This window comes from Alloactinosynnema sp. L-07 (genome assembly GCF_900070365.1).
Lineage (GTDB): Bacteria > Actinomycetota > Actinomycetes > Mycobacteriales > Pseudonocardiaceae > Actinokineospora.
The window spans coordinates 2,242,837-2,262,400 of sequence record NZ_LN850107.1 but is presented as its reverse complement, the minus strand read 5'-3'; the positions used below and the strand labels follow the sequence as shown (position 1 = coordinate 2,262,400).

20 protein-coding genes are annotated in these 19,564 nt (G+C 71.0%); 10 read left to right on the top strand and 10 right to left on the bottom strand.

Annotated elements, in window-relative coordinates; all coding sequences use genetic code 11:
* The 4 genes from BN1701_RS10175 (at window position 1) to BN1701_RS10160 (ending at window position 2,947) form a co-directional block, all read left to right on the top strand.
* On the top strand, window positions 1–834 hold the full coding sequence (locus tag BN1701_RS10175) for an alpha/beta fold hydrolase (RefSeq protein ID WP_054047734.1): 834 nt from the start codon (window positions 1–3) through the stop codon (window positions 832–834).
* 81 nt (window positions 835–915) lie between these two features.
* Window positions 916–1,770 carry an oxygenase MpaB family protein gene (locus tag BN1701_RS10170; RefSeq protein ID WP_054047732.1) on the top strand — a complete coding sequence of 285 codons (855 nt, stop codon included), beginning with the start codon at window positions 916–918 and terminating at the stop codon, window positions 1,768–1,770.
* Window positions 1,767–2,390 (top strand): TetR/AcrR family transcriptional regulator, encoded by a 624-nt coding sequence (locus BN1701_RS10165; protein ID WP_197672079.1) that lies wholly within the window; start codon window positions 1,767–1,769, stop codon window positions 2,388–2,390. Before BN1701_RS10170 ends, BN1701_RS10165 begins: the two co-directional genes overlap by 4 nt.
* Window positions 2,391–2,428: 38 nt before the next feature.
* Window positions 2,429–2,947 carry a hypothetical protein gene (locus BN1701_RS10160; protein ID WP_157367905.1) on the top strand — a complete coding sequence of 173 codons (519 nt, stop codon included), beginning with the start codon at window positions 2,429–2,431 and terminating at the stop codon, window positions 2,945–2,947.
* On the opposite strand, the gene BN1701_RS10155 is transcribed toward BN1701_RS10160, so the two are convergent.
* From BN1701_RS10155 to BN1701_RS10145, 3 genes are all read right to left on the bottom strand, one after another.
* On the bottom strand, window positions 2,909–4,969 hold the full coding sequence (locus tag BN1701_RS10155) for a glycogen debranching N-terminal domain-containing protein (protein ID WP_054047728.1): 2,061 nt from the start codon (window positions 4,967–4,969) through the stop codon (window positions 2,909–2,911). The two genes, BN1701_RS10160 and BN1701_RS10155, sit on opposite strands and share 39 nt — an antisense overlap.
* Window positions 4,970–5,337: 368 nt before the next feature.
* On the bottom strand, window positions 5,338–6,171 hold the full coding sequence (locus tag BN1701_RS10150) for an SDR family oxidoreductase (RefSeq protein ID WP_054047726.1): 834 nt from the start codon (window positions 6,169–6,171) through the stop codon (window positions 5,338–5,340).
* Entirely contained in the window at window positions 6,168–7,295 is a 1,128-nt protein-coding gene (locus BN1701_RS10145; RefSeq protein WP_054047723.1) for a hypothetical protein, read from the bottom strand. The genes BN1701_RS10150 and BN1701_RS10145 overlap by 4 nt, the downstream gene beginning before the upstream one ends.
* An 84-nt stretch (window positions 7,296–7,379) precedes the next feature.
* Here BN1701_RS10145 and BN1701_RS10140 point away from each other — a divergent pair, with 84 nt between their 5' ends.
* On the top strand, window positions 7,380–8,378 hold the full coding sequence (locus BN1701_RS10140; RefSeq protein WP_054047722.1) for an AraC family transcriptional regulator: 999 nt from the start codon (window positions 7,380–7,382) through the stop codon (window positions 8,376–8,378).
* Window positions 8,379–8,637: 259 nt separating this feature from the next.
* Here the strand turns inward: BN1701_RS10140 and BN1701_RS10135 are convergent, their stop codons facing one another.
* From BN1701_RS10135 to BN1701_RS10105, 7 genes are all read right to left on the bottom strand, one after another.
* Window positions 8,638–9,633 carry a 1-aminocyclopropane-1-carboxylate deaminase gene (locus BN1701_RS10135; RefSeq protein ID WP_054047720.1) on the bottom strand — a complete coding sequence of 332 codons (996 nt, stop codon included), beginning with the start codon at window positions 9,631–9,633 and terminating at the stop codon, window positions 8,638–8,640.
* A complete protein-coding gene (locus BN1701_RS10130) occupies window positions 9,630–10,265 on the bottom strand; it encodes a GntR family transcriptional regulator (RefSeq protein ID WP_082859762.1) in 636 nt (211 codons plus the stop codon). The genes BN1701_RS10135 and BN1701_RS10130 overlap by 4 nt, the downstream gene beginning before the upstream one ends.
* 225 nt (window positions 10,266–10,490) lie before the next feature.
* Window positions 10,491–11,129 (bottom strand): response regulator transcription factor, encoded by a 639-nt coding sequence (locus BN1701_RS10125; RefSeq protein ID WP_054047718.1) that lies wholly within the window; start codon window positions 11,127–11,129, stop codon window positions 10,491–10,493.
* Window positions 11,129–12,229: a sensor histidine kinase gene (locus BN1701_RS10120; protein ID WP_054047716.1), complete on the bottom strand. Its 1,101-nt coding sequence runs from the start codon at window positions 12,227–12,229 to the stop codon at window positions 11,129–11,131. Before BN1701_RS10120 ends, BN1701_RS10125 begins: the two co-directional genes overlap by 1 nt.
* Before the next feature lie 5 nt (window positions 12,230–12,234).
* A complete protein-coding gene (locus BN1701_RS10115; RefSeq protein ID WP_054047714.1) occupies window positions 12,235–12,810 on the bottom strand; it encodes a hypothetical protein in 576 nt (191 codons plus the stop codon).
* Between the two features lie 74 nt (window positions 12,811–12,884).
* The gene (locus BN1701_RS10110) at window positions 12,885–14,081 is read right to left on the bottom strand and encodes a cell wall metabolism sensor histidine kinase WalK (protein ID WP_054047713.1); all 1,197 of its coding nucleotides are present in this window, start codon (window positions 14,079–14,081) and stop codon (window positions 12,885–12,887) included.
* Window positions 14,078–14,734 (bottom strand): response regulator transcription factor, encoded by a 657-nt coding sequence (locus BN1701_RS10105; protein ID WP_054047711.1) that lies wholly within the window; start codon window positions 14,732–14,734, stop codon window positions 14,078–14,080. Before BN1701_RS10105 ends, BN1701_RS10110 begins: the two co-directional genes overlap by 4 nt.
* A gap of 88 nt (window positions 14,735–14,822) precedes the next feature.
* Here BN1701_RS10105 and BN1701_RS10100 point away from each other — a divergent pair, with 88 nt between their 5' ends.
* The 5 genes from BN1701_RS10100 to BN1701_RS10080 all read left to right on the top strand — a co-directional run bounded on the left by BN1701_RS10100 (window position 14,823) and on the right by BN1701_RS10080 (window position 19,536).
* The gene (locus BN1701_RS10100; RefSeq protein ID WP_197672078.1) at window positions 14,823–15,428 is read left to right on the top strand and encodes a hypothetical protein; all 606 of its coding nucleotides are present in this window, start codon (window positions 14,823–14,825) and stop codon (window positions 15,426–15,428) included.
* A 52-nt stretch (window positions 15,429–15,480) separates the two neighbouring features.
* Window positions 15,481–16,554 (top strand): peptidoglycan-binding protein, encoded by a 1,074-nt coding sequence (locus tag BN1701_RS10095; RefSeq protein ID WP_054047707.1) that lies wholly within the window; start codon window positions 15,481–15,483, stop codon window positions 16,552–16,554.
* Entirely contained in the window at window positions 16,551–17,216 is a 666-nt protein-coding gene (locus tag BN1701_RS10090; protein ID WP_054047705.1) for an ABC transporter ATP-binding protein, read from the top strand. Before BN1701_RS10095 ends, BN1701_RS10090 begins: the two co-directional genes overlap by 4 nt.
* Window positions 17,209–18,411 (top strand): ABC transporter permease, encoded by a 1,203-nt coding sequence (locus tag BN1701_RS10085; protein WP_054047703.1) that lies wholly within the window; start codon window positions 17,209–17,211, stop codon window positions 18,409–18,411. The genes BN1701_RS10090 and BN1701_RS10085 overlap by 8 nt, the downstream gene beginning before the upstream one ends.
* Before the next feature lie 180 nt (window positions 18,412–18,591).
* Window positions 18,592–19,536, top strand: coding sequence for a zinc metalloprotease (locus BN1701_RS10080; protein ID WP_067520626.1), 945 nt, complete (start codon window positions 18,592–18,594; stop codon window positions 19,534–19,536).
* The last annotated feature ends 28 nt before the right edge of the window (window positions 19,537–19,564 follow it).

The following is a 19,564-nucleotide window of genomic DNA, read 5'->3' as shown; positions in this document are numbered from 1 at the left end:
GTGCTTACCGAGTTCGATCTCAAACTGGACGACGGCCGTGTCCTGCACGCCTACGACACCGGCGGCGACGATCGGCTCGCCGTCTTCTGGCACCACGGCACCCCGAACATCGGCACGCCCCCGGCTCCACTGTTTCCCGCCGCGGAGCGGCTCGGGATCCGCTGGGTGTCCTTCGACCGGCCCGGCTACGGCGGCTCGACGGAACTGCGCGGCCGCGACATCGCCTCGGCGGCCCAGTGCGCAGCCGCCATCGCCGACGAGTTGGGGATCGGGCGGTTCGCGGTGATGGGCCACTCCGGCGGCGGCCCGCACGCCCTGGCCTGCGCGGGTATGTTGCCCGAGCGCGTGCTGAGTGTGGTGAGTGTGGCGGGCCTCGCGCCGTTCGGCGCCGCCGGACTCGACTGGTACGCGGGCATGGTGCCCACCGGCGTCGACTCCCTGCGCGCCGCCGAGCAGGGCCCCGCTGTGAAAGAGGCATACGAGACCTCCGGCGCCGGGTACGACCCGGAGTTCACCGAGGCTGACACCGCCGCCCTGACCGGCGAGTGGTCGTGGCTGCGCGAGGTCCTCCGGCCCGCGCTGGCGGCCGGACCGGGCGGCCTGATCGCCGACGACATCGCCTACGTCACGCCGTGGGGCTTCGACCCGACCCGGGTCACCGCGCCGATCCTGCTGTCGCACGGCGGCAAAGATCGAGTGGTACCCGCCTCCCACAGCCGCTGGCTGGCCGACCACTGCCCGATCGCCGAACTGCGGTTCTCCCCGCAGGACGGACACCTCTCGATCCTCACCGACGCCGAATCCGCACTGGAGTGGATCCGGTCGCGTGCTTGACCCGGCGGGCCCCTCGACGCCCGCCGGGTCAGGCCCGCGTTCGCGCCTTGAAACAAAGAGACGAATCTGTATCATCAGTTCATGACCTTGGTCGACGACCTGCCCGGACCCGGTTCCCTGCACTGGCGCTACGGCGGTGACCGCCGTGGATACCTGCTGATGGTGAAGGCGGGTCTGCTCCAGCTCATGCACCCCGGCCTCGGCGCGGGCGTCGAACAGCACTCCGACTTCTTCAACGAGCCATGGGAGCGAGTCCTGCGTTCGGTGCCGCAGATCCAGGGCACGACGTTCGACTGGCCGAACGGCGCGAAGACCGCACGCAAGATCCGCGACTATCACACCCACATCAAGGGCGTCGACGGTCACGGCAGGCGCTACCACGCCCTCGATCCCGAGGTGTACTTCTGGGCGCACGCCACGATCTTCGACAGCCTCTTCCAGCTGATCGACCTGTTCGACCACCCGATGACCGACGCCGAGAAGGACCGTCTCTACGCCGAGGGCTGTGCCATCTACCGCGCCTACGGGGTCAGCGACCGGGTCATGCCGCCGGACTGGCCGTCCTTCCAGGAGTACTTCGACCGGGTGTGCCGCGAGGACCTGGAGATCACCCCGGCCGCGCGCGGCCTGCTGGAATTCAGCAAGAACCCGCCCGAGACGTTCCCGATGATCCCGCCCGCGCTGTACCGCCTGGTGCGCAAGCCCAGTGCCAAACCGCTGTGGTGGCTCGCCGTGGGGACCCTGCCCGAGCCGGTGCGGGAGCTGATCGGGGAGCGCTGGTCCGACCGCGACGAACGGCGGTTCGTCCGTGTCCAGCGCGCGATCCGCACGACGTTCCCGTTGCTGCCGCGGTCGGTGCGCACGGCTCCCGGGGCGCGCGCGGGATATCGGCGGACCGGCGTGGGTCCGCGCGGCCACCGTAAGCTCGCGGTGTGACCGACCACGGCGGACTTCTCGACCTCGTGCTCGCCGGGACCGAGGTGGACGCGGTCGGCGAAACCATCCTCGACGCCGCCCTTGAGGAGCTGCTCGCATATGGGCTGCGCCGGACCAGCGTGGAGACCGTGGCCAAACGCGCGGGCGTGTCCCGCGCGACCCTGTACCGGCGGTTCGACACCAAGGACTCGCTGGTGCAGGCCGTCCTGGTGCGGGAGGCGCGCCGGTTCTACGCCGAGGTCGCCGCCGCCGTCGCCGATCTGTCCACTGTGGAGGAACGACTGGTCGAGGGGTTCGTGGTCGGCGTCCGGTCGGCACGGGCCGACCGGCTGATGAACCGCTTGCTGGCCAGCGACCCCGAGGCGCTGCTGCCCTACCTGACGGTCAACGGCTACGCCGTGGTCGCCGCGTCCCGCGACTTCCTGGTCCACCAGGGCGAACAGGTCGCCGGTGCGCTGCGCCCGGTCGGCGGCCGGGTCCCGGCGGGGGTCGCGGAGATCTTCATCCGGCTGGCGATCTCGTTCACCCTGACCCCGCAGAGCTGTATCCCGCTGGCCGACGACGACGAGGTCCGCCGGTTCGCCCGCACCTACCTGTCCGTGCTGATGCGCGAGCCCTGACCGGAATGCGAAACCGCCGCACGGGGTACCCCGCGGGCATGACGAATCCCTCGACGCTTGTCGTGCTCGACCCCGCCGGGACCGCGGCCCACGGCACGCTCCCGGCCACGTGGCGACCCTTCGCCGCGGAACATCCCGTGGTGTGGTGCGCGGTGTCGGACACCGACCCGCGCGCGGCGCTCGGCCGGACGCGGGGTCCGGTGGACCTGCTCGCGGCCGGGTCGGCCGCCGATTCCGCGCTGGAACTGGCCGCCGAGTCGCCCGACCGGGTGGGGCGGGTCCTGCTGGTGGACCCCGGTGCCCACGGCGCCGTCGCGGCGGGCCATCCCGCGCACCGGGCCAACGACGAGTGGATGTCGGCCCAGGCCGATCGCCGCCAGGCGCTGGCGGCCCAGGGAGTCGAGGTCGTGCTCGTCGCCCACAGCGACGGCGGCGGCCGGGACCGCGTGCCCGCGCCGATACCGCTGGGCCACCCTGACGTGCTCGCCGCGGTGCGGGCCGCGTTGGGCTCCGGCTCGTCAGGCGAGCGTGACGCCGTCGGGGAGGCCGTCGAGTGACCACCCGTCCGCGCGGACTTCCAAGCTGGGGTGCGCGCCCGCCAGTGTCAGGTTCGTGATCCGCAGCGGCAGCATGCCCGCAGGCAGCGCCGGGGCCAGCCGCACGGTTCCGCCGGGCAGGTCCGGCTCGAACCGCAGCAGCGTGCGCATCAGCAGCAGCGGGGTGGCCGCGGCCCACGCCTGCGGTGAGCACGACGTCGGATACGGGACGGGTGCGGGGAATTCGGTCCGGTCGAACCCGCAGAACAGCTCCGGCAGCCTGCCGCCGAAGTGGCGGGCGGCCGCGAACAGCCCGTCGGCGACCATGGTGGCCTCCTCGACGAAGCCGTAGCGCATCAGGCCCGCCGCGGCGATGGCGCTGTCGTGCGGCCAGACCGAGCCGTTGTGGTAGCTGATCGGGTTGTAGGCGCCCATGTCGTCGGCCAGGGTGCGGACGCCGAACCCGGTCCACATGCGCGGGCCGGTCAGCGCGGCGGCCACGGCGGCGGCCTTGTCGTCGGCGACGATGCCGGTCCACAGGCAGTGGCCCAAGTTCGAGGTCAGCGCGTCGATCGGGCGCTTATCCGCGTCGAGCCCGATGGCGAACCATCCCCGTCCGGGCAGCCAGAACCGCTCGTTGAACGCGGCTTTGAGCCGCGCGGCCTTGTCGGTGTATGCCGCGGCGGTGGCGCTGTCGCCGAGGGCGGCGGCGATGTCCGAACGCGCGAGATAGGCGGCGTAGACGTAGCCCTGGACCTCGGCCAGGGCGATCGGGGCCGTGGCCAGGGTGCCCGCTGCGTCGTTGACACCGTCGAACGAGTCCTTCCAGCCCTGGTTGCGCAGCCCGCCGTCGGTGGCACGCGCGTATTCGACGAACAGGTCGCCGTCGCGGTCGCCGTACTCGGTGATCCACCGCAGCGCCCGATCCGCGGCGGGCAGCAGCTCGGTCAGCTCGTGCTCGGGCAACCCCCAGCGGTGCAGCTCGCCCAGCAGGGCGACGAACAGCGGGGTGGCGTCGGCGGTGCCGTAGTAAGCCGTGCCGCCGCCCAGGTGGTGCGCGGCCTCGCGGCCCAGCCGCACCTCGTGCAGGATCCGCCCTGGCTGTTCCTCGGTCCGCGCGTCGACCTTCGTCCCTTGGCGGTCGGCGAGGGCGCGCAGCGTGCCCAGGGCAAGCCGCTGGTCGAGGGGCAGCGCCATCCAACTGGTCAGCAGCGAGTCGCGGCCGAACAGCGCCATGTACCACGGGGCACCCGCGGCCACGACGCGGCGCCGCGGGTGGTCGGGATCGTGGATCTGCAGGGCGCCAAGGTCGGCGGCGCTGACGCGCAAGGTGTCGGCCAGGCTGTCGTCGGCCGTGATGGTGCGGGGGATCGCCGACCGCCATGCGCTCAGCCTGTCCTGTGGCGACTGGGCGCTCGGCCCGCCGTTGGACGCGCGCACGGTCAGCCGGGTCGACCATTCCCCCCGGGCGGGGACCACGACCCGAAACTCGATCCGCCCCGCGTTGATCACCGGCGCTCCGGTCGCCGACACGGTCACGTTCGTGGCGTCGTCGCCCACCAGGGTGAGGGAATCGGTTCCCACCTGCGCGGCGATACCGGCGTCGACGTGGACTCGGCTCTCTTTGACCGCGAAGAGATCGGCGAAGTCGGCCGCGACCGCCACCCCCACCACGACTTCAGCTGGTTCTCGGGACAGGTTGCGCAGCACCACGTCCTCGGTCATGCCGCCACCGAGTGAACGCCGCCGCACCACCAGCAGCGTGCTGTCGGCCAAGCCCGCGGCAGGCCGGGTGCGGCCGGTGAACGTCGCGGTGAACGGCTGGTCGGTGCTGGTGCTCAACGGCTGGACCGGCTGCCCGTCGACGGTGAGCCGCCACATCGACAGGATTCGGGTGTCGGACACGAACAGCCCGTGCGGCCGGTCGGAGTGGATCTCGCCGTCGGCGCCGGACTGGCAGAACGTCGTCCCGTCCACCAGCGTCGTCGTGCCGTCGGCCGCCGCGGGCTGGGGCGAACCGCCTTCCGCTGCCCACGCCGTCATCCGATCATCTCCTCGTCCCGTTCCGACCACCATTTCCGGTGCCGAGACCGAGCGCAAGGGGACCAGGGGAAGGGTGGGACACCCGGTGGAGTTGGGTGTCCCGGGATGCTCAGCTCTCCTCGGCCGCCTCCGCGGCCGGTTCGGCCTCGGGTTCGGCGGCGGTCTCCTCGGCCGGGGCTTCGTCGACCTGGTCCTCGGCGGCGGCGGTGTCGTCGTCGGACATGACTCTCCTCCTGAGCTGTACGGGAGTTGACGAAAGTCCGACGCTAGGGCCGCCGGGTGAACATCCGGGGTCGGGCTAGGTCATCCGGGTGGGTTTCCGGAAGGCGGCAACGGAGTTTCACTCGATCGGCCTAGGTTCTCCAAGATCAACGAGGCTGGCGGGACTCCGCTTTCCGAAGGAGCCGCCGCTGCGTGCGGCGTCCGTGCGCGACGGCGATGGGCGCGGCGCGCAGACCCAGCCTGGGAAAGAGGTCGGCCAGCCTGGCTTGCAGGCCCCGCCAGGTGGGGATGGTGGTCACGGGGCGAGGCTTGTCGAGCACCTTGCTGACCGCGGCCACCACCTCGTCGGGCTGCAGCAGCTTGCCGGAGAAGGAAAGCGCCGAGCTTGGGTCGTCGAGCTTGTCGTGCAGCATCGGCGTCCAGATGCCATCGGGGCAGACACACGAGATGTCGATGTCCTCGATGCCCGCCAGCCGCAGATCAGCCAGCGTGCTGAGGCTGAACCCGATCGCGGCGTGTTTGGAGCCCGCGTACACCGCCTCGCCGGGGACGGCGGTGAGGCCCGCGAGGGAGACGACGTTGACGATGTGCCCGCCGTGCCCGCGCATGCCTTCGATGGCGGCCACGGTGCCGTTGATGGTGCCGAGCGCGTTGACCTCCACCATCAGCCTGCGTTGGTCGGCGCTCTGCTCCCAGGCCGGGCCGGTGACCAGTACGCCCGCGTTGTTGACCCACACGTCGAGCCTGCCCGCGGCGCGCACGATCGCGTCCCGGGCCGCGGTGACCTGGGCGTTGTCGCGGACGTCGACCGCCATCGACGTGGCGGTGCCGCTGATCTCGGCGGCGGCGTCGGCGACGGCGGTGGAGTCGATGTCGGTGAGCAGCACCTGGTAGCCGCGCTGCGCCAGCAATCGGGCGATCTCCTTGCCGAGCCCGCGCCCAGCGCCGGTGACCACTGCTCCCGCGGGTGCCCGGCTCATCGCAGGCCCCCGGTGATCCGGCCGTACTCGATCCCGCCGTGGACATAGGAGGGCACGACCGGCCAGAACCGCTTCCAGGGGGCCAACTCGGTGGACGGCAGGATCTGCAGCCAACGCGGGTCGGCCTTGCACGGGTCGGCCAGGGTCTTCTCCTTGATCATGGAGTCGTATTGGTCGAGCGAGTCCTCAAGGGTGTTCGCGTTGGGGCAGATCTCTCGGCCGAACTGCTGGTGATACTTGCGCACGCCGGGGATCTTCGACAGTTCCGGCTGCCAGTTGTCCAGGGAGATGCCGTTCTCCGACGACACCCACACGCCATCGGGGGTGTTGAGCACGAGGGAGTGGTTGCCGTCGGTGTGGCCCGGTGTCCACAGCAGAGCGATGCCGGGACCGAGCTCGATGTCGCCGTCGAACGTTGCGAACTTCGCCGGATCCACGCCACCCAGGCCGCCGTCGACGTACCACGCCCACTGCATCGGGTGCAGCGACTGCAGCGTCGCGAGCTCACGGCTGTGCACCAGCAGCTTCGCGTCGCCGAACAGTGGCGCGCGGGGGGCGGACTCACCCTCGATGACGTCGGTCGAGCCGAGGATCATGCGCGGGTCCTGCACATGCAGGTGGTCGAAGGTGCAGAAGTCGATGTCGTCGGGGGTGAGCCCGAGCTGGGCCAGCACGTCGCCGGGCTCGTTGTAGTAGCGCAGCACCGTCCGCTCAAGCAGGTGTCCGCCGGGGAGGCGGTCCATCAGCTTGCGCAGGTTGCGGTAGAAGGGCGCCTCGGCGGAGCCGTCGGGCACGGTCGGCTCGAAGACCAGGGTGCGCGCGGTGCCGTTCCAGTCGTCGTACTGCACGACGATCATGCGGTTGATCATCGAGATCAGCGGCAGGGTGGGCACCGAGACCGCGTCGTGGAAGGCGTATTTGACCGGGTATGGGGCCGCTGCGATGTCGACGGACTTGACCGCCCGTACCTGCCCCTGCTCCTTGAATCGCACCTTGTAGGCCGCCGCCGCCTCCCGCACGGCACGGAGCCGGTCGCCCCGCGGCCACACCTCGTGCACCCCGTCGAATTCGGGGATCGCGCGGGCACCGATGTCGGTCCGCGCCGTGCTCGTGACGTTCGCCATGGATGTTCACCTTCCTCGTCGGCTCGTTACCGAATACTGGACCCCCGGGGCCCGCCGGACTTGTTTCTGCGCGACACTCGGGGCATGGGCCCGATGATTCGCGCCGCCAGCCTGCGGGGATTCACCCACCTCGTCGGCGAGCTCGGCGGTGACCCCGACGCGCTGCTGTCCCGGTTCGGGATCGACGCCGCCGTGCTGCGCGACGACGACGGGCTGATCCCGATCACGGCTCATGACCTCATGCTCGATGTCGCCGCGAGGGAGCTCGACTGCCCGGATCTGGGGCTCCGGCTCGCGACCGCTCAAGACCTGTCGATCCTGGGCCCGCTCGCGATCGCCATCCAGGCCTCCTCGACGGTCGCCGATGCCCTGGACTGTGCCTCCAGATTCCTCTTCGTGCACAGCGCGGCACTGAGGGTTGGGGTGGAGGCCGATCCCCTGGGCAGGCGGGGTGTGGTCGCGCTGACCTACCGCAAGGACCTGCGGGAGTCGACCTACTCGCCGCAGGGCATCGAGCTCGGGCTCGGAGTGTTCCACCGGGTGGCGAGCTCACTGCTCGGCAGTGTGCGTTCACTGCGTTCGGTGCACCTCCCGCACCAGCCCCTCTCGCCGGTGCGTCGCTACCTGGACTTCTTTGGCGTCGATGTCCGCTTCGGCGGGCAGATCGCGGCGCTGTGCGTGCAGCGGCACGTGCTTGAGGAGACCTTCTCGGGTGCCGACGCCGCGATCCGGGCGGTGGCGCTCGAACACCTGGCCAGCCAGTTCAGCGACCCTGGTCTCGACTTCGTGTCGCAGGTCAGGCTCGGCATCGCGGAGTCCCTGCGCACCGCACCGCCCACGATCGCGAGCATCGCGAAGCTCTTCGCGATGCACCCCCGCACCCTCCAACGCAGGCTCGCCGAGCAGGAGACGTCGTTCGCCACCATCCTCGACGACGTGCGCCGAGAGGCTGCCCACCGCTATCTGACCACGACCGACCTGCCGGTCGGGCAGGTCGCGCTCATGGTCGGCTTCGGGGAGCAGTCGTCGCTGGCACACGCCGTCCGCCGCTGGTTCGGCGTCTCGCCGCGCGAGCTGCGATGACGCCGCAGCCTGGTCGCTGATGGTTCTCCGGCAGGCTGCTCAGGGTGATCGGGAGGACCGTTGCGGCTGTTCGTGGGTGATGACTGGGCTGAGGCTCATCACGATGTGGAGGTGATGGACGGCTCCGGTCGGAAGCCGGCCAAGGCCCGGCTGCCCGAGGCACTTGGCGCAGCCGTCGCTGAGTCAGCGTATGCAGCGCCATCGCGGGCCACCGGTACTCGTTTCGTCGGTCGGCCCGGGGCATCCGCTCGGATATGCCCTAGCCGAGTACTGAGGTGTAGCCGTTCAGGGCGGGCTGGCCGCCGAGGTGCGCGTAGAGGACGTTGGAGTCGTGGGGGATCTCGCCGCGGGTTACGAGGTCGATGAGGCCCGCCATGGACTTGCCTTCGTAGACCGGGTCGGTGATCACGCCTTCCAGGCGGGCCAAGGTGTGGATCGCATCCACTGTGGACTCGTCAGGGATGCCGTAGATGCCCGCGTGATAGCGCTCGTCGAGTTCGGTCGGCGCGGGTTCCCTGGCGCCGATCAAGGAGGCGGTGGCGCGGGCGATGCGGGTGACCTGGTCACGGGTCTCGGCGGGTTTCGCCGAGGCATCGATGCCGATGACGCGGCGGGGCTTGCCCGTCAGGGCTGTGCCCGCGATCATGCCCGCCTGGGTGCTGCCGGTGACCGAGCAGACCACGATCGTGTCGAAGAAGACGCCGAGTTCCTGTTCCTGCGCTTCGAGTTCGACGATCCAGTTCGCGAAACCGAGACCGCCAAGGCGGTGGTCGGAGCCGCCCGCCGGGATGGCGTAAGGCGTGCCACCGCCCGCTTCTATCTCCTTGATTGTGTTCTCCCAGCTCTCCTTGAAGCTGATACCGAAGCCCGCGTCGACCATGCGGATGTCGGCGCCGAGGATGCGGGAAAGCTGGATGTTGCCGACGCGGTCGTAGAGTGGGTCGTGCCAATCGACCCAGCTTTCCTGGACCAGCACCGCCTTCAGGCCCGCGCGGGCCGCCGCCGCGGCGACCTGGCGGGTGTGGTTGGACTGCACGCCGCCGATCGAGATGAGCGTGTCGGCGCCGGTGGCGAGTGCGTCAGCGACCAGGTACTCGAGTTTACGGGTCTTGTTGCCGCCGAAAGCGAGCCCGGAGTTGACGTCCTCGCGCTTCGCCCAGACCTTGGCGCCGCCGAGGTGCGCCGTGAGGCGATCGAGCGGGTGTACCGGGGAGGGGCCGAAGAGCAGGGGGTAACGGGCGAAGTTCAGCATCATGCCTCCAGCAGCGATTCGAGCTCGGTCCAGATCACGCGGGTGATGCGAAGTGCGGCCTCCGTCTCGTGTGCTTCAAGTGCGACGATGAGGTCTTCGTGCCGTCTCACCGAGTGGTGCGCGGGCAGCGAGGAAAAACGCGCGTATTCGAGGCGGCGCAGCAGCGGGGTGTAGCGGTCGAGGGTCGCCGCGAGCGCTTGGTTGCCGCAGGCATTTACCGGCACGGCATGCAGTCTGTCGTCGGCGGCGATGGCGGCTTCGACGTCGCCACAGTTGATCGCCCCGCTGAATTCCGCGTTGGCCTCTCGCATCGCGGAGATCTGGGGTTCTCCCATGCGGGGCAGCGCGGCGCGGGTCGCCAGTTCGTGCAGGCCGCCGACGAGGTGCAGCGCGTCGCGTACGTCGTCGGTCACCACTTGGGCAACGCGGGTATAGCTCTGCGGCTTGGACTCGACGAGCCCTTCTGCGGCGAGTCGGGTGAGCGCTTGGCGTACCGGCGCCCGTGACAGCCCGAGCTCCTCGGCCAGGTCCGCGTCGCGCAGGTTCGAGCCCGGCGGGAGGGTGCCGTCGACGATGGCCCGGCGCAGTGTCTCGTAGGCCTCGTCGCGCAGGAGTGAACGGGACAGCCTTGGCAAGCTACTCACATCTAACATGTTAGATGATAGAGGTGTCCGATGGAAGGGGCAAGTGGGACAGCAAGGGCGACATCGAGGCGAGCAGCAACGGCAAACCGGTGTCTGCCGCGGGTGCCGTTGGTGCCGGTAGTCGGGTGGGCCACCGGCTGGCGGGCCGCGACCGGATCCCGTTCGGCAAGCCGGCCATCGCGAATCGCAATCAGGCGAGTGCGCGGGCCGATCGACTCAGAGCAGGCCGTGGTCGCGCGCGTACAGCGCGGCCTGGGTGCGGTCGCGCAGGCCCAGGCGGGTCAGGACGCGGGAGATGTGGTTCTTCACGGTGCCCTCGCTGAGAAACAGCCGCTCGGCGATCTCCCGGTTCGTCGCCCCACCCGCGACCAGCTTCAGCACCTCGGCCTCCCGCACCGTCAGCGCCGACCCGCCTTGCTCGCCGGAGCGGTCCAGCGCCGCGGCCAGGCGGGCCGCGGCGGCCGGGTCGAACTGGGCGACCCCCGCGTGGGCCAGCCGCACCGCGCCCGCCAGCTCCCGCGACGGCAGGTCTTTGAGCAGGTAGCCCGCCGCGCCCGCGCGCAGCGAGCGCACGACGTAGTCCTCGTCGTCGAAGGTCGTCAGCATGACCACGCGGCAGCCCGGCACGCGGCGGCGCAGCGCGGCGACGGCCTCGACACCGTCCATCTCGGGCATCCGCACGTCCATCAGCACCACGTCCGGGGCCAGCTCGACGGCTTTCTCCACCGCGTCGCGGCCGTCGGTGGCGGTGCCGACGACCTCGATGCCGGGCTGGATGCCCAGCAGCGACGCGATGCCCTCGCGGATGAGCTGCTGGTCGTCGACCACCAGCACGCGCACCGGCGCCTCGGTCATCACACTGTCCTCTGTGGAATGGTCACGGTCAGTCGGGTGCCCGCGCCCGGGGCGCTGTCGATGTCCACCCGACCGCCCGCGAGCGCCACCCGTTCGCGCATGCCGATCAGCCCGAAGCCCTCCCGGCCGCGGCTGAACCCCCGCCCGTCGTCGGCGACGGTCAGCCGGGCACGGGACTCGTCGAGGTCTACCGACACCGCGATCCGGCTGGCCTTGGCGTGGCGGCGGGAGTTGGTGACGCCCTCCTGAGCCGCCCGGTACAGCGCCTGCAGCGCGGCCACGTCGTAGCGGTCCTCGTCGCCGGTCACATCGAGGGTTACGTCGGATTGGCCGCCGACCAACTCGTCCAGCGCGGGTGCCAGGCCGAACGGCGCCGACCGCAGCGTCCGCACGGACTCGCGGACATCGGTGAGCGCGCGGCGGGCGGAGCGCTCGGCGTCCTCGATGGCTTGCTGGGCGGCGCCCGCGTCGCGGTCGCGGAACGCGGTGGCCTTCTCCAGCAGCACGACGATGGCGGTGAGGTGGTGGCCGAGGTCGTCGTGCAGGTCGCGGGCGACCCGGCTGCGCTCGGCCGCCGCCGACAGTTCGGCCACCTGCCGGTGCGACTCCTGCAGCCGGATCCGGCCCTGTCGCTCCTGGACCGCGACCGCGGCCATGGCGATGGTCAGCACCAGGCCGACGGTGAACATGACCAGGTCGGAGACCTTCTCCACCTCGGCGTACCAACCGGGGGTGCTCACCGCCGCCAACCCGACACACGCCACGCCGAGCACGATGGCCGTCGTCTGCCCGAAGGCGAAGTACGCGGTGAAGGGGAGAAGCAGGAACAGCACCCGGGCCAGCCCTGAGCCGTCGACGAACGCGACGCCCGAGTAGAGCGCCGCGCGCAGGACGAGGAGCACCGCCGCTACCCGGTGTGGGGTTTGGACCGGGTAGCGGCGGTGCTCGGCCAGGTCGAGTCCGACCAGCGCGGCCAGTCCGCCGATCAGCAGCGGCAGCGCGGTCGTTCCGATCCCGGCCATGGCGGCATACAGTCCCGCGACCAGCACCGCGGCACAGAGCACGGGGGATACCCACGGTGCGGGTCGCGAGGTGTGCATGCCGGTCAGGCTAGTGCGCGTTCGGCCGCAGGACTGGAGTGTCGAGACCACACCGTCATCGACAGCCAGATCAGCACCGCGGCGCACACCACGTGCAGCACACCGGTCAGCGGGGTGTCGGGCAGCACGGCGAACACGGCCAGCAGGGTGAACGACACGCCGTAGCCCCATGCGGGCACGGTCGGGAACACCTTGGCCCGCACCATCGACGCACCGAAAAGGGCCGTGCCGATCACGAAGACCAGCGACCCCGCCTGCAGCGCGATCTTCGTCGGCATGGGCACGACCGGCGCGTTCTGGAAGAAGATCACCAGGTTGAGCGCGAACGCCACCCCGGTGAACAGCCCAAGGCCGATCATGTTCGCCGCGTAGGCGACCGCGCCGAACTTGCCCGACGCGGCGGCCTGGTGGCCGTGGAAGGCGACGATCGCGGGCGCGCCGAACGCGGTGCCCAGCCCGATGACCAAGCTGGTCAGCGCCGTCTCGCCGGTGAACGCCTCGATGGCGCCGGGCACGCCGATCGACAGCGCCAAGAGGATTCCGCACACCGCGCCGAAGCGGGGCAGCCAGGGGGTAGCCATCGGGGCCGATCTCCTTGTCAGTCACACGTTCTCGGGGAATCGGTGTGACCGTAGAAGCGGCGGCGGTGTGTGTGTCAGTGCTGACCGGCCACAGCGTTGGCCGCTGGTAACGCCGCCACCTCGCCGTTGGGCACGTGCCGCCACCGCGGCGCGCCGGGCAGGGTGACGGTGACGAGGAGCCCGCCGCCGACGCGGGGTTCGGCGTAGACCATGCCGCCGTGGGCGGTGGCTACCGCGCGCACGATCGACAGGCCGAGCCCGGCGCCGCCGGTGGCCTGCCGCTCTCCGGCCAGCCTGCGGAACGGCTCGAACAGGCCGGGGATCTCGTAGGGGGGCACGACCGGCCCGGTGTTGCTCACCTGCACCAGCGCCCTCCCGTCGACCTCGGTGGTGCTGACGACCCGCACCCACCCGCCGGTGTCGACGTTGTGCCGCACCCCGTTGTCCACCAGGTTCTGCACGAGCCGTTCCAGCAGCACCGGGTTGCCGGTGGTGGGCGCCTCGGCGGCCTCGACGCGCATGGTGACCGAGCCCGCCGGGGTCTGCTCGGCGACGTGCTCGACGATGTCGGCCAGGTCGACGAACGAGCTCTCCCCGGCCTGCCGCTCGGAGCGGGCGAGCACGAGCAGCCCGTCGATGAGCCGCTCGTGCCGGGCGTTGATCTCCAGCAGCGTGTTGGCGAGCTGGCGGACCTCCGGGGTCCCGGAGCCGCGGTGCACCGCGACCTCCAGCAGTGCCCGGTTGATCGTGAGCGGGGTGCGCAGCTCGTGGGAGGCGTTGGCGATGAACCGGCGCTGCCCGTCGAAGGAGTGGTCCAGGGCGGCGAGCATGACGTCGAAGGTGTCGGCGAGTTCCTTGACCTCGTCGTGCGGGCCGGTCATCGCGATACGTTCCCGCAGGCCGCGGTCGGGCGCGGGGGTGTATGCGATGCGGCGGGCGGTCTCGGTCATCCGGTGCAGCGGCTGCAGCAGGCGACCGGCGATGAGCCAGCCGAACGCGGTCGCGGCGATGCCGACGACACCCAGGGCGATACCGCCTTGGGTGAGCAGGGCGCTGAGCGCGTCGGTCCGCAGGTCGTCGGCGACCTGCATGATCCGCACCTGCGGCCCGGCCGCCGGATCATGCGGCAGCTCGCTGGTGATGCCCCTGGCCCGGATCGGCAGCTGCTGGGACACCAGCGCGTAGGTCGCGGCCAGCAGGACGACGCCCGCCAGCAGGAACAGTCCGCCATAGACGAGGGTGAGGCGCGCGCGGATCGTCAGCCTGGTCATGGGATGCGGTACCCCACGCCCGGCTCGGTGCGCACCAGCTGCGGCTCGCCGAGTTTGCGCCGCAGCTTCAGGATCGTCATCCGCACGGCGTTGGTGAACGGGTCGGTGTGCTCGTCCCAGGCCTTCTCCAGCAACTGCTCGGCCGACACCGCCGCGCCGTCGGCCAGCAGCAACTCGGCGAGCACCGCGAACTCCTTGCGCGAGAGCGGCACATACCGTCCGTCGCGGTAGACCTCCCGGCGGTGCGGGTCCAGCCGCACCCCGGCGCGGGCCAGGATCGGCGGCGCCGCGGCCCTGGCCCGTCTGCCCAGCGCTACCACCCGCGCGGCCAGTTCGGGGAAGGCGAAGGGCTTGGGCAGGTAGTCGTCGGCGCCCAGGGCGAGCCCGGCCACCCGGTCGTCGATCTCGGTGGCTGCGGTGAGCATCAGCACCCGCACCGACGAGTCATCCGCGACCAGCGCTTTGCACACGTCGTCGCCGTGCACGACGGGCAGGTCGCGGTCGAGCACCACGACGTCATAGTCGTGCACCCCGATCCGCTCCAGGGCCGCGCCGCCGTCGCCGACCACGTCGACCGCGTGCGCGTCGCCGCGCAGCCACCGGGCCACCGCCTCGGCCAGCAGCGGCTCGTCCTCCACCACCAGGATCCGCATCGGTCCATGGTGGCCCCCTGCGGTGTTTCCTCAGCGTCAACGTTTTCGGCAACGGCCGGGAAATGCCCCGCGGAGTCCACTTCGGTGGGTGGCCGGAACCCTCCGGCCGCTGACCAGGGAGACGACGATGCGGATCAGGACAGGCCTGGCGGCAGGCCTGCTGGCAGTGGCGCTGGCGGGCTGTGGGGCCAACGACGACGGCGGTGACGGCGTGGCCAGCTTGGGCGGACCGGGCAGCACCACGACCACGCCCGGCGCCTCGGGTGGTGTGTCCGGTGACGCAGGCGCGAGCTTCGCTCAGTGCATGCGCGACCGCGGCGTGGACATGCCCGACCCGGACGGCGACGGCGGGCGCGGCGTGCGGGTCAGGATCCCCGAGGGCGCCGACAAGTCGAAGATCGACGCGGCCATGGCCGAGTGCAAGCAGTTCCTGCCCAACGGCGGCGAGCCGCCCAAGCTCGACGCCGAGCAGCAGGAGCAGTTCCGGAAGATGTCGCAGTGCATGCGGGACAACGGGGTGCCCGACTTCCCCGACCCCGAGCCCGACGGCGGCATCCGCATCGAGTCCAAGCCAGGGTCGCGCCTCAACCCGGAGGACCCGACGTTCCGCGCCGCCCAGGAGAAGTGCGAGCAGTTCATGCCGATGCGTCCTGGCGGACCGGACGGCCCGATGACGGACAAGGTAGAGGGATGAGCGAGCCCGCGAGCGAATCAATGACACAGTGCGCGGCGAGCGAGGTGGTCTCATGAGGGGGCGAACCCGCTGGGTCGCGGGTGTGACGGTGTTGGTGTTGGCGGGCGGTGGCGCGGCGGCGGCCGCGACCGGGTTCGGCTTCGACGACAAGTCCGGCGACGACGGGAAGAAGGACACCAAGGCGCCGTCGATAGCGAAGGTGGGTCGGCAGACGCTGGTCGACACCGAGAGGCACTCCGGTGATCTCGGGTTCGGCGACGCGGCCACGGTCAGCGGCAGGCTGAACGGCACGGTGACCGGCCTGCCCGCCACTGGGTCCACTGTGGACCGCGGCCAGGCCCTCTACCAGGTGGACAACACCCCGGTCGTGCTGATGTTCGGCGGCTTGCCCGCCTACCGCGCGCTGGCGTCGGGAACCGAGGGCGCCGACGTGAAGCAGTTCGAGGACAACCTGGCCGCGTTGGGCTACAAGGGGTTCACGGTGGATGAGAAGTTCTCCGACGCGACCGCGACCGCGGTGAAGAAGTGGCAGGACGACCTCGGCCTCACCGAGACCGGCGTGGTCGACCTCGGCCGCGTCGTCTACACCACGGGCGCGGTGCGGGTCGACGCGCACAAACTCGCGGTGGGTGACGAGCTGCGGCCGGGGACCGCGCTGCTCACCTACACCGGCCTGGCCCGCGTGGTCACCGTCAGCCTCGACGTGTCCGACCAGCGGCTGGCGGTCAAGGACGCGGCGGTCACGATCACGCTGCCCAACGGCAAGTCGGTCGGCGGCAAGATCATCGCGGTGGCCACGGTGATCGAGGCAGGCGAGGGCGGCATGGGCAGCGACGAGCCGACCACCAAGATCGAGGTCACCGTCGCCATCGACGACCCGGCGGCGCTGACCGGGCTGGACCAGGCCGCGGTCGACGTCGGGTTCACCGCCGCGAAGCGGGAGAACGTCCTCACCGTGCCGGTCGCCGCGCTGCTGGCGCTGGCGGAGGGCGGCTACGGGGTGCAGGTGGTCGATGGGTCGGCCACGCGGATCGTCGCGGTCACCACCGGCATGTTCGCCGGTGGCCGGGTCGAGGTCACCGGGGACGGGCTGGCCGAGGGCGTGACGGTGGGGGTGCCGTCATGACGGCGATCGAACTGGCGGAGGTCACCAAGTCCTACCCGGGCGGGGTGTCGGCGCTGCGGGGGGTCACGCTGTCGGTGGACTACGGGGAGATGGTCGCCATCGTCGGCCCGTCCGGTTCGGGCAAGTCGACCATGCTGCACGTCATCGGTACCCTCGACCGCCCGTCAACCGGGTCGGTGCGCGTCGACGGGCACGACGTGGCCGGGTTGTCCGACCGCAACCTCTCGGCGCTGCGCGCGCGGCGGATCGGGTTCGTCTTCCAGCAGTTCCACCTCGCCCCCGGACAGTCCGCTGTGGACAATGTGGCCGACGGGCTGCTCTACACCGGCACGCCGTTGCGCAAGCGGCGGGACCGGGCGCGCACGGCGCTGGCCAGGGTCGGGTTGGACGACCGGCTCGACCACGCCCCGCACGAACTCTCGGGCGGGGAGCGGCAGCGGGTGGCCATCGCGCGGGCGGTGGTAGGGGAGCCCGCGCTGCTGCTGGCCGACGAGCCCACCGGCAACCTCGACTCCGCCTCCGGCGCCGAGGTGATGGGCCTGCTGCGGGAACTGCACGCCTCCGGCGCGACCGTCCTGGTGATCACCCACGACCGGTCTATCGCCGCCGAGCTGCCCCGCCAGGTGTCGATGCGCGACGGGATGGTGGTGCCCGGTGAGTAGGCCGCTCGCACCCGCCCGGCTGCGGCCCGGCGACGTGCTCCGCGTCGGCGGCGCGGGCCTGCGGACCCGGCCGCTGCGGGTGTTCCTGTCCGCGTTGGGCATCGCCATCGGGATCGCGGCGATGACCGCCGTCGTCGGGATCTCCTCGTCGAGCCGCGCCGAACTCGACGCGCGTCTCGCCGCACTGGGCACCAACCTGCTCACCGTGGCCCCCGGCGACACCATGTTCGGGGAGGCGGCCACGCTGCCCGTCGAGTCGGTGTCGATGATCTCCCGGATCGGCCCGGTCGACCAGGTCGCCGCCACCGGGAAGGTCCCCGGCGCCAAGGTGTACCGCAACGACCACATCCCCAGCGGGCAGTCCGGCGGCATCTCGGTGCAGGCGGCCAACCTGGACCTGCCCGAGACCGTGGGCGCCACCCAGGCCGCGGGCACCTGGCTCAACGCCGCCACCTCCACCTACCCGGCCGCGGTACTCGGCGCCGCGGCGGCCGAGAGGCTCGGCGTCACCGCGCCGGGGCCCGACATCCAGGTCCTGCTCGGCGGCCGCTGGTTCACTGTGATCGGCATTCTCGACCCGGTGCCGCTGGCCCCGGAACTGGACTCGGCCGCGCTGATCGGCTGGCCCGCCGCACAGTCCTATCTGGACTTCGACGGCTACCCGACCACGGTCTACACCCGGGCCCGCGACACCCAGGTCGAGGCCGTGCGCGCGGTGCTGGCCGCCACCGCCAACCCGGGGGCGCCCAACGAGGTCAAGGTGTCGCGCCCGTCGGACGCGCTGGCCGCGCGCCAGGCCACCGACCGCGCGTTCACCGGCCTGCTTCTGGGCCTGGGCGCGGTGGCATTGCTCGTCGGCGGCGTCGGGGTGGCCAACACGATGGTGATCTCCGTGCTGGAACGGCGCGCGGAGATCGGCCTGCGCCGCTCGCTTGGCGCGACCCGGACGCAGATCCTGGTCCAGTTCCTCACCGAGTCGCTGCTGCTCTCGGCGCTGGGCGGGATCGGGGGAGTGCTGCTCGGTATCGCGGTCACCACCCTGTACGCGGGCACACAGGACTGGCCGACCGTGGTCCCGGCGTGGGTGACCGGCGGCGGGGTGGCCGCCACGCTGGTCATCGGCATGATCGCGGGCCTCTATCCGGCGGTCCGCGCGGCCCGCCTGGCGCCGACGGAGGCGCTGGCGGCGCCGTGATCGGGGGCGGTGCGGGAGGAGGAAACAGGCACTCCTCCCGCACCGGGGGCTCGCGACCGCAAATACCCGGTTGGAGTAGTACTGGTAACGGGAAAAATCACGGTTGGAAAACTCTTCCCATTTATTCGGCCGCGCGCATACGTTTCAGATCCCCTGCTTCCCAGCGTCAAGGAGTAGCCGATGGGACGTCCCACCACCCTGCGCGCGGCGGGCATCGCCACGTTCGCCGCGGCGGCGCTCGCCATCACCCCGTTCGCGTCGAGCGTGCCCACATCGACCGCGATCACCAGCTCACTCGCCGCGGACTGCTTCATCCCGCAGACCAACCAGGGCGCCGCGGCCAAGGGCGGGCGCGGCCTCGACCACGACCCCATGACCGCCGCCGACGTCGCCCGCGTCGAGGAGCAGACCAAGGTCCTGCTGGCCGAGAAGAAGGCCCAGGGCAAGTTCGTGCCGCAGGGCGCGCTGGCCGCGGCCACCGTCCCGGTGTACTTCCACGTCATGGCGGGCGCCAACGGCGAGGGGAACGTCACCGACGCCCAGATCAACGCCCAGATGGCCGTGCTGAACAAGACGTTCGCGGGCCAGGAGTCCTCGCAGGCGGCCAACACCGGCTTCACCTTCACCCTCGCGGGCATCGATCGCTTCTACAACAACAACTGGCACGTCGACAAGCAGAGCTCGACGTACCGCACCAAGACTCGCCAGGGCGGGATGAACGCGCTCAACATCTGGTTGGTCGAGTTCGACTACCTGGGTATCGCGACGTTCCCGTGGAGCGGCAGCAAGAAGATCGACGGTATCCGCGTCCACTGGAACTCCCTGCCCGGTGGGAGCATCCCGAACTACAACCTCGGCGAGACCGCCACCCACGAGGCGGGCCACTGGTTCGGGCTCTACCACACCTTCCAGGGCGGTTGCACCTCCACCAATGACGAGGTCGCCGACACCGCGGCGCAGTCCAGTCCCACCAACGGTTGCCCGGTGGGCCGCGACTCCTGCACACTGCCGGGCATCGACCCGATCCACAACTACATGGACTACAGCTACGACTCCTGCTACGACCAGTTCACGCCCGGCCAGAGCACCCGCATGAGCGACATGTGGACCGCCTACCGCGCCTGATGGTTCGTGACAGCGCGCCCCGCCCGGT